Source organism: Paraburkholderia sp. RL17-381-BIF-C (assembly GCF_046026435.1).
Classification (GTDB): domain Bacteria; phylum Pseudomonadota; class Gammaproteobacteria; order Burkholderiales; family Burkholderiaceae; genus Paraburkholderia.
In genome coordinates, this window is record NZ_JARESX010000134.1 from 1 (window position 1) to 9,857 (window position 9,857).

Annotated in this window: 4 protein-coding genes and 1 pseudogene; all 5 read right to left on the minus strand. The window is 58.2% G+C overall.

Annotation, left to right across the window (positions count from 1 at the left end):
- The coding region (locus tag P0D70_RS35585; protein WP_408187964.1) for a TolC family protein at positions 1-1,459 on the minus strand (1,459 nt) is incomplete at its 3' end.
- Positions 1,449-2,873 (minus strand): HlyD family type I secretion periplasmic adaptor subunit, encoded by a 1,425-nt coding sequence (locus P0D70_RS35590; protein ID WP_408187965.1) that lies wholly within the window; start codon positions 2,871-2,873, stop codon positions 1,449-1,451. The genes P0D70_RS35590 and P0D70_RS35585, both read right to left, overlap by 11 nt.
- Positions 2,874-2,875: 2 nt before the next feature.
- A pseudogene (locus P0D70_RS35595) lies at positions 2,876-5,022 on the minus strand (type I secretion system permease/ATPase).
- A 47-nt stretch (positions 5,023-5,069) separates the two neighbouring features.
- Positions 5,070-8,654 carry an SPM autocatalytic domain-containing protein gene (locus tag P0D70_RS35600; RefSeq protein WP_408187966.1) on the minus strand — a complete coding sequence of 1,195 codons (3,585 nt, stop codon included), beginning with the start codon at positions 8,652-8,654 and terminating at the stop codon, positions 5,070-5,072.
- Positions 8,655-8,727: 73 nt separating this feature from the next.
- The gene (locus P0D70_RS35605; protein ID WP_408187967.1) at positions 8,728-9,525 is read right to left on the minus strand and encodes a hypothetical protein; all 798 of its coding nucleotides are present in this window, start codon (positions 9,523-9,525) and stop codon (positions 8,728-8,730) included.
- Positions 9,526-9,857: the final 332 nt, after the last annotated feature.

Here is a 9,857-nt window from a genome sequence, read left to right on the forward strand (position 1 = left end):
CAGCAGTGAGACGTCCCAGCTTCGCGGCCAACTGCAGCCGCGCCGCGCGCCAGCCCGTCAGCGCCTGGACGCGCTGCTGCCTGGCCTCCGAGAGCGCTTTCTGTGCGGATAGCAGTTCCAGAATGTTGCCGACGCCCGCTGCATAACGGTGTCGTGCGACATCGAATGAGCGCTGTGTTACCAGTAGCAGCGTGGCGGCGTTGTTGATGTTTTCCGTGTCCGTCTGGAGTAACTGGTAGCTTTTCCAGACATCGAGTGCGACCTGCTGGCGCGCTTCATCAAGCATGTCCTTCTGAAGCTCCGCCTGAGCATGTGCGCCGCCGATCCTGTAGCTGCGTCCGAACCCTTCGAACAGCGGAATCTGCACTTGCACGCCTAAATACCAGTCGCGCCCGGTCGAAGGAAGGTGCGGTTCGCCCAGCCCGAGGCTCGCAGGCTGGTTGTTCTGGCTGTATCTTCCGGTCAGGCTGAAGACGGGCAATCCTTCTGCGCGGGTCTGCTGTTCGCTGGCGATAGCAGCGTCGAGCTTTGCCCTGGCCGCGGCGATTGCGGGGTGAGTGCGCTGTGCGTCCTCGATCATTGCCGTTACGGTTTCCGCGAAAGCATTGTCCGGCACTACGCTGTCTTCGGCATCCGGCATCGCAACGGGCTGGTCCGCGCGCAGGCTCATGTCGGCAGCGAGCGTGCCGATTGCAATCTGCAAATCACCTTCGGCTTTTACGCGACTGAACGTTGATTGCGCCCAGGCAGTCTCTGCCTGCAACTGGTCGGAAATCGCGGCAACGCCACGGGTCACGCGCGCCGACGCTGCGGTGAAGCTGTCATATGCGATAGATTCTGTTTCCTTCGCCAATTCCAGCTTTGCTGCGGCGGCCTGCGCAGCGTAATAGTCGGTGGCGACGGTGGCAAACACTGTCTGCAGAGTAGCGTCATGGGTGGCGTGCGCGGCAGCGAGCAGGGCCTGCGCATTGGCGAGCGCCGCCTTCCTGCCGCCGAAGTCATACAGGATCCAGTTTGCAGAGGCGGAACCGGAGTAGAGCGTTGAGCGGGTGACCGAACTCAGGCGTGAGTATCCCTTTACGTCTGTTGTCGCGTCATCCCGTCCGTCCTGCAGACTGGCGCTCAGGGTCGGCAGATAGGCTGACTTCGCGACGCCAACGGCAGCGGCCTGAATCTTCACGTTTGCCCAAACCTCCCGGGTCTTGGGGTTTTCGCACAAGGCGCGATTCACGGCCTCGGCCAGACGAAGCGGTGCCCCTAGCGGAACGAACTGGCAGGAATGCGCGGCATCGGTGTCGGCGAACTCACCTGCGGGTGTAGGTGGCACGCTAGCGGCGGCGCCGAATACATCGAATGCGCACGCAGACGGCGGCAAGCCACCCAGCAGCAGAGCACCTTTCACAACCAGCGTGATGAGAATGCGGGCACGTTTCGCCCGCATGAGCGATCTAGCGTTCATGCAGGCTTTCCCCGGCTGTTCGCGTCAGCGGATCAAGGAAATACCCTGCAACGCTGCGCCGTCCCGTCCTGATCTCGGCTGTCACCTGCATGCCCGGCGTGAGACTGACGGGCTTACCATCGATTGGCATGTGGCCGGCCGGCAGACGTACGCGCACGTTGAAGGCCAAGCCGGATTTCCGGTTCCTGTCCTGCACTGCGTCGTTCGATACCGATGTAACCTGGCCGGTCAGATAGCCATAGCGGGTGTATGGAAACGCTTCGATCTTGACTATGGCGTCCTGCCCGACATTGACGAAGCCTACGTCCCTGTTCTCAATGCTTGCTTCAACTTCTACCGCGTCGTCAGGCACGATTTCCATGATCGTCTGGGCCGTGGTGACTACGCCTCCGGGAGTATGCGTGGCGAGCTGTTCGACCGTTCCGGCAACCGGTGCGTACAGTGTCATCAGTGCCTGGCGGGTCACGGCCTTAGTCTCGTCAGCGCGACTCTGCGCGAACTGTTGTTTGGCCTTGTCGAGCACGTCAAGCTGTTCCCGTGAGAACTGGGAGGTGGTCTGTCCGGTGGCGGCGCGCTGTTCTGCTATGGCTGCAGTCAGTTCCTGAGCGCGGCTTTGTTGCGCGGCCAGTTCGTGCTCCTGTTCTAGCGCGGCCTGTTCTTTGCCTAGCCAGTCATGCTGTGCGACATACTGGTTGTGTGCCAGCGCGCGGTAGTCATCGGCTGCGCGACGTGCCAGTGGCGCGGTCGCGCGTAGTTTGGCCACCTCCTGCCGTGTCGTCATGAGTTCAGCTTCACGTTTGAGCAACTCGGCATGCGATGCGTCGAGCCTGTCGAGATATTCCCTGTAGAGGCCGTCCGCGAAGTGCTGCGCGTGGGCCTGTTGCTCTGACGATGCGCCCTCTACCGGTGCCACTATGGGGGAGTGTCCGGTTCTGACCGCCTCCAGCAGCGCCGCCGCCCTCGCGGATGCGAGCGCCGCATCGACGCGTGACGAACGCGCCTTGTCGGCGTCGGCTGCTGTCTGCGTCGAGTCCAGCACCAGCAATGCTTGTCCGGCACTGACGCGCTGCCCCTCATGAACCCGAATTTGCCGCACTACGCCAGTGATCGCGGGCTGAATGATCTTGACTCGGTCGTTCGGAACCAATCTGCCTTTTGCTGTGACGACGATATCGAGTTGGCCGAGTATGCAAACCAAAAGGATCAGGACTGACAGGATTGCGAGTACTCGCATGGTCCAGCGAGGTGCAGGATGAATGGGTGTTTCAACCAGTTCAAGCTGGGCGGGCTGAAATGCCAGTTCGTGCGCGAGTTTTTCCGGCGCGTCGAGTTGGTCACGATGAGACCAGCCAATCCGCCAAACGGCCGCATACCGGTGCACCAGATCGGCCAGAGCCTGGAGATCGAGTCGCATGATCAGCTGTTCTGTAGTGAAATCAGACGTGCGTAGTAACCGCCTTGCGCGAGCAGTGCGTCGTGCGTGCCACGTTCCACGATCCGGCCGTGATCCATGGCAATGATCTGGCTTGCGTGCCGCACGGCGCTCAAACGGTGGGCGATGATGATGACAGTCCGTCCGGCGCAAATGGCGAGCATATTGTTCTGAATAACCCGCTCGGTTTCGAAGTCGAGCGCGCTGGTCGCCTCGTCGAGGATCAGGATGCGTGGATTGGTGAGGAGTGCCCGCGCAATGGCCAGCCGTTGGCGCTGGCCACCCGAGAGGTTGCCGCCGTGTTCCTCAACGGGCGTGTCATAGGCTTGAGGCAGTTCGCAGATGAACTCGTGTGCGCCGGCGAGTTTTGCGGCCCCTATGACAGCATCGAGCGGAGCGCCCGGATCAGTCAGCGCAATGTTCTCGCGGATCGAGCGGTTAAACAGGGTGTTTTCCTGCAGTACCACGCCCACCTGACGCCGCAGCCATGCAGGATCCGTCAGCGCAAGGTCGATTCCATCGATTCGCACGGTTCCCTGTTCGGGCAAGTAAAGCCGTTCAGCAGTTTGGTGAGCGTGCTCTTGCCCGAACCTGAGCGGCCTACTATGCCGATGACATCGCCCGCACGCACCTCCAGCGACAGGTCATTCAGGATTGGCGGGCCGTCCGCGCGATAGCGGAACCGGATGTTCTCAAACCGGATATTGCCGTTGACCGCGGGCAACGCCTGCCTGCTTTGCGGCAATTCATTGCGTGTATTGAGAATGTCCCCAAGACGTCCCATTGAGATACCGATCTGCTGGAAATCCTGCCAGAGTTGTGCGAGGCGCAGAACGGGTGAGGCGACATGTTGCGACATCATGTTGAATGCAATCAATTGACCCACGGTCAGGCGGCCGTCGATGACGAGCTTTGCGCCCAGCAGCAATGTGGTGAGCGTGACCAGCTTGCCGGTGAACTGGATGAGCTGCTGTCCCACGTTGCCGAGCGCCGTGACCCGGAAGCCTGATGCGACATAGCCGGCGAGTTGCGATTCCCATCGTTTGATGAACTGCGGCTCCACGGCCATGGCCTTAACCGTTTCAATGTTCGAAATAGTTTCGACAAGGAACGACTGGTTGTCCGCACTGCGTGCGAATTTTTCGTTCAACCGGTGTCGCAGAGTGGGGACCAGTGTGGCTGAAATGGCGGCGTAAAGCGGTAGTGAGGCGACGACAATCAATGTGAGCCAGACGCTGTAGAGACACATTACGCCGAGGAACACGACAGAGAACACCAGATCGATGACAGCGGTCAGCGCCTGGCCCGTCAGGAAGTTGCGGATGTTCTCCAGTTCACGCACGCGCGCGACGGTATCGCCTACGCGTCGGGCCGAAAAGTAGGGTAAGGGCAGCGCAAGCAGATGACGGAACAAGCGCGCACCCAGCTCAACGTCAATCCGGTTGGTGGTGTGCGAGAACGTGTAAGTGCGCAGGCCCGATAGCAGCACTTCGAAAGTGGAACTCACGAAAAGGGCGACACCTACAACGGTGAGTGTGTTGTAGGCCCGGTTCACGAGAACCTTGTCCATCACCACCTGGAACATAAGCGGAGAGACGAGTCCGAAAGCTTGCAGGATTAGCGATACCCCCAGCACTTCCAGGAGAAGTTTCCGGTACTTGATAATCGCCGGAATGAACCACGAAAAATCGAAGCGCGAAAGTTCACCGGCCAGCGAGGCACGGGACGCGAATAGCAGCATCTGACCTGTTGTACGGAGCGCGAGTGCGTCGAGAGATTGCACTGTCGGAGTGGTCGCGTCGGCCTCGAGAATAAAGACAGTCTTGCCGTCGCATCGTGCGATGATGAAATGCCTGCCGTCCCTGTCGAAGGCGAGCGCCGGTAACGGTGTGCGGTCGAGGCGGTCGATCCGCAAGGGTGCCTGGGTCGCCTTCAGACCGATTGAGCGCGCACTCAGTATCAGCGCACTATTGTCGAAGGATTCATCGTTGAGTGCGGCAGCGTGGCGCAACTGAGCTGTGTCGGCGGCAATGCCATGAAACCTTGCAATGATGACAAGGCATGCGAGTGCCGGATCGTGCACCGGCCGTTTGGGTTCGGGAGCGTTCAAAGGATGCAAGTGACTTGACATCCGCGACGCAGGAAGGCGCGGATGCGTGGGCAGCGGGGGAAGGAGTGTCAGTACTGGTTTGCGGAAAGCATGGCCTGTGGCTGCTGCTCGACCGGGTAGGGCATCTGTGAACTGGCCGATGGCTCGACACCGTAAGAGGCCATGCCCGCAATCAGGTTGTTAACCTGCCGTTCAGCATGTAACACTGATGTGGACGCCATATTCGCCAACTGGTCCCGGTTCCATGTCGTGCCGTCGGCGAATTGCACTTGCTGCACACCGTAGGAACTACCGTACATGAAAGAGTCGAGTGTTATCTGATCGCCCGCTATGCCATCCGTGAGCACCAGGTTCTTGCCCGACGTGAGCACCGCAACCGATGACGCGCTGATTCCCTCGCCCAGTTGCAGGACGTTATTGGGTGTTCTACCCGAGTCATACTCCGATATCTCCAGCCTCCCGTAACCCGCATCGAAAATGAACGTGTCGCCGCCGCCCAGGCTCTGGATATAGTCGTTACCACCCTTGCCGTCGAACACTACACCGATGGATGCGGCATAGAGCTTGTCGTCACCCGTCGTGCCGGTTGCCGCCATCTGCAACATCTGCTGCCGGTTCCAAACGGAGCCGTCAGCGAACTGCACTTCCTGCACTCCGTTCGTCAGGCTGCTTGCTTCGCCGTCCAGCGTGATCTGGTCGCCCGCGATACCGTCTGTCAACACGATGCTGAAATTGGCTGTGCCACGTATCGCGACGGACGACGCGCTAATTCCTTCGCCGAGTTGCAGCACGTTATGGGGTGTCTTGCCTGTGTCTAGCTCTGATATCTCCAGCTTCCCGTAGCCCGCGTTGAAGATGAAAGTATCCCCACCGCCGCCGCCCTGGACATAATCGTTGCCGCCCTTTCCATCGAATACTTCCGCATTGGACGTTCCGTAAATTCTGTCGTCAGTTGCAGTGCCTGTTGTTGCCATGCGAAGCAGTTGCTGCTGTGTCCAGACCGTATTGTCTGCAAAGCGCACCGCCTGCACGCCGTAGTTATAAAGGAGCATGGCCGTATCAAGCGTAATCTGGTCGCCCGCAATGCTATCGGTCAATACAATGCCTGAGTTGCCGTTCGTGCGCACGGAGACGGACGACGCACTGATTCCCGGCCCAAATGCGAGCACGTTATACGGGTTGCTGCCGTTGTCTGCCTCAGAAATTTCGAGTTTCCCGTAGCCCGCATCAAACAGGAACGTGTCGCCCCCGCCGCCGCCCTGGACGAAATCGTTGCCGCCTTTACCGTCGAACACTTCTGCATTGCTGGTCCCGTACAGCCTGTCATTGCCCGCCGTTCCCGAGAGCGCGGCAGCCTGGACCAGCTGGTATCTTGTCCATGTCGTGCCATCGGCAAACTGCACGAACTGAACACCCTGGCCGCTGTCGTGAAGTTCGCCCTTCAATGTGATCTGGTCACCTGTCACGCCATCGGTCAATACCATGTCACCGTTGGCGAGCACTCTTGCCCGAATCGATGACGGGTCAATGCCGGGACCAAACTGTAGGGTATTGCCGGGCTTACTGGAGTTCGGATCGCTCTCCCGAATTTCCACCACACCGTCACCAGTGGAGTAGTGGAATTCGTCATGTCCGGGTAGCGTGCTGCTTGGGTCGTTACCCGCGCGATTGCCAATCAGTACGCTGATGCCTGGACCCGCATAGAAGTCATGGTAGATCGTGCTGCCGGTTTCCTGAATGCGCCCTGCACTGTCAAAACTGATCTGCAACCCGCCTGCGATAGCATTCGCAACCGACGCGATCGTGTCGTTTGTCGCCACAGCAACGTATTTCTGGAACAACGACGTGGACATGCCCATGTCAAACCGCGCTGCGTCTGCGACGCGCAAGAGCAGGTCCCATGAAGCGAGGTTCGCCGGGGTGAGTGTGCCGAGCCGCTGGAGAGCCGCCGCCAGTGCTGGCGCAAATGTCGCAGTTGCCTGGACCGTATCAGTGGAGGCGTCATACCTGAACTCAGGCGCGACACTCGCCGCCAACGGTGATTGCAGAACAAGGCGCGCGACCGCCGCATCGAACAGATCGTTCCAGCTTTGCTCCAGGTAGCTCGATGCACGGATTCCGGGGTTCACGCCGTCACCGGTTGATTTGAACGACTTGCCCAGGTACCGCTCCACGAAGCCAAGGTGTCGCGCGTCAATCGAGCCACCCCGAGAGGCGGGGGCGAGCGAAGTTACCCCCGCCCACTGAAAGAGAACGGCCTGTGCCGCTGCCTCGATACTGGAGGGCGATGCACCCGAGGGCTGTGCAACGAAGGCCTGCACCAGACTCTGCAAGTCCGGGTCGAGCGACATGGCCGAACGCAGGTCCCGCAATGTTCCCGCACCTGCCAATTGTGGGAGCGCGGCCGCAGTCGCTGTCACATCGACGGGTGTTACTGGCCGCGTGTTCATCGTGCTGTTGGTAAACCACGCGTCGGCGATTTCATGAGTAGTGCCGTCGGTCAATGTAAAGCTGCTGACGGAACTGATCCTGTTACCCGCGATGCTCTCGCTGACCACCGTGTTATTCAGGTTGATTGAGGCGATGCCAAGCTGGCCGAGCGTATAGAGTTCGCCTGAATCAGAGGTTGCGTTCCCGTTGGCATCGACCCACACCCGCAGGCTTGCAAAGGCAGGATCGGATGCATCGATGATGTTGTCGTGGTTGGCGTCGAGCTTGCGCAGGATGTCGAAGCCATCAGTGGTTTCATTGCCAAATAGCTGGGTAATATTTGTGATGGCCCGGTTGTCCGGGTCAAAGCAGAGCAATCCCATGCCCGCACCAACCCAGCCGGTTTGCCGGGCAAAGCCGTCGTTGTTCAGGTCGAAGTAGGGCGCGCTGGTGTTCAAGGGCGTCAGGTTGATTCCTGAACCGGTCAGATCAAGAACTAACGGGCTGGTTGAGTCCAACGGAGGGCCGTCGTATTTGCCCAAGGCGCCGCCACCTGCGCCTGATTCGGGCGGGGATACGCCAGAGCCCCCCGGGTGTCCGGTGCCAGATGCGCCTGATCCTCCGGCGGCTCCCGCGCCTCCCATGGCGCCCGTACCTGACTGCGAGTCGATAGCGTCGAGCAGGCTGCCGATTTCGGCTGCGGCTGACTTTACTGCGTCCACTACCGCGTTGGTGGCGGCTAGGGTAAATAATCCTGCTGCGGCCGACACTGCTAGGCCGAGGCTTACGACTGGCGCTGCGGCTGCCGAGCTAACTATACCTGCTGAGGCCAACGCATCGGCGACAGTCGCAATTACCGCTCCAGTGGTGTTCAGCACGTCCGCGACGGTACTTGCAAGGTGCAGACCACTTGCGCTTATCGACCCCCTGTCGCCAGAGGCTACTGCATCGTTATAGACTGACAGCGCATCGGCCATATCATTGATTTGGCTTTCTAACTTATCAACTGCCGATGCTACCGCGCTACCCAAGCCACCAATCGTGCCGAACTTTCCCGCCACCTCACTATTAGTTAGGGTTGAGTGAGCACCGGCGGCAGTAGTCGCAACAGTAACGGCCGCCTCAATCAAATCGCCTCCCGCCGCTGCCTGCATAGCGCCGGCCATCGATGTGGTGGTATTAATTATTGGGTTGAGGTAATCGCTTATCAAAACGGTGGGCATCGTCGATAGTCCTATTTGGCGGGTCAATCTGTGGCAAGTAATTAAAATTTATATGTAATTTATTTGAATTGTTCTAGTTATTAATAATTTCATTCCCGTCGCGCCCGGTAAGGAGCAGCCTCGCCATGTATCCGCGATAAGGCTCCGGCAATTCATTTCCTAGTGAATAAAGTGTGCGGGCCGTCGTGCATGCATCCTCGTTGCTTGCTGTCTTTAAACTAGCGAGCCCACTGAAATACGTTTTCGACTGGGATGCATTCGATAATCTCGCTATTTTTATAAGGGCTCGCGCTGCGTCCTCGGTTGATAACACGATATTTGGTGATCCCGCAAGTTGCGCTTCGATGGCAGCCTTGTTAACCTGGATCCATGCTTTTGCTTCGCCTTCGTCGAACGAGTTTATTACCGGGAAGGCTTGGATCATGAACTCGGAGAGGTTGAACCCTCCTCTTATGAGTGTACTGCAAGTATGAGCATCCAGAGACGCTATTATCTTATTTACAGAAGATAGGCGTTGTTCCAGCAGTTCTGTTGATATCTTAGACACCCCCTTGGCTTCCAGCGCGCCTGAAATGTCTAATAGATCTTGTCGATTTCCTGAGCGACTAAGATAAACTATTTTTTTATTCTCAAAAACCCATTTGCGAAATTCGTCATATTCACGGCGCATGGGTGACGACAATGAATACGGATTTTCTGAGATGGAGGATCTTTCGCGCACAGTTTCCCCCGCTCTGACGCGATCGTTCTTGTATTCGTTGACCTCCGTCTTCACATGATGTTGTGTCGTGACAAGGCACCCCAGAGAAAATGCCGCAACCGTAGTGACAAGCAGAATCGCAATATGGCGAAAATTGAAATTGATATTCATTTCAGATTCTGAAACTTTCCATGAATTGGAGCTGGTGATGCCATCAGCGTTGCAGATTTTCACTGCTTAGGAGATTACTTATCCTGACCTATGATCGAACAAAAACTGCATCGCTGTCCGAAGAATTGTCTGCATTAGGACTCTGAAAAATCTGCATGTGCGTTCAGGCCCACCATGTTGTCGGGTGCGTTGATCGGTCACAAAGGATGATCGGCGGTGCTGGAATTTGTGTCGACGGTTTGCGCCGCGGTACGCCGTTGTTGCGTCTCCGCGGTGTGATAACCCCTTTGCGGTTTACTGTCGCTGGTGCTGACCGGAATTTCAGGTGCCGC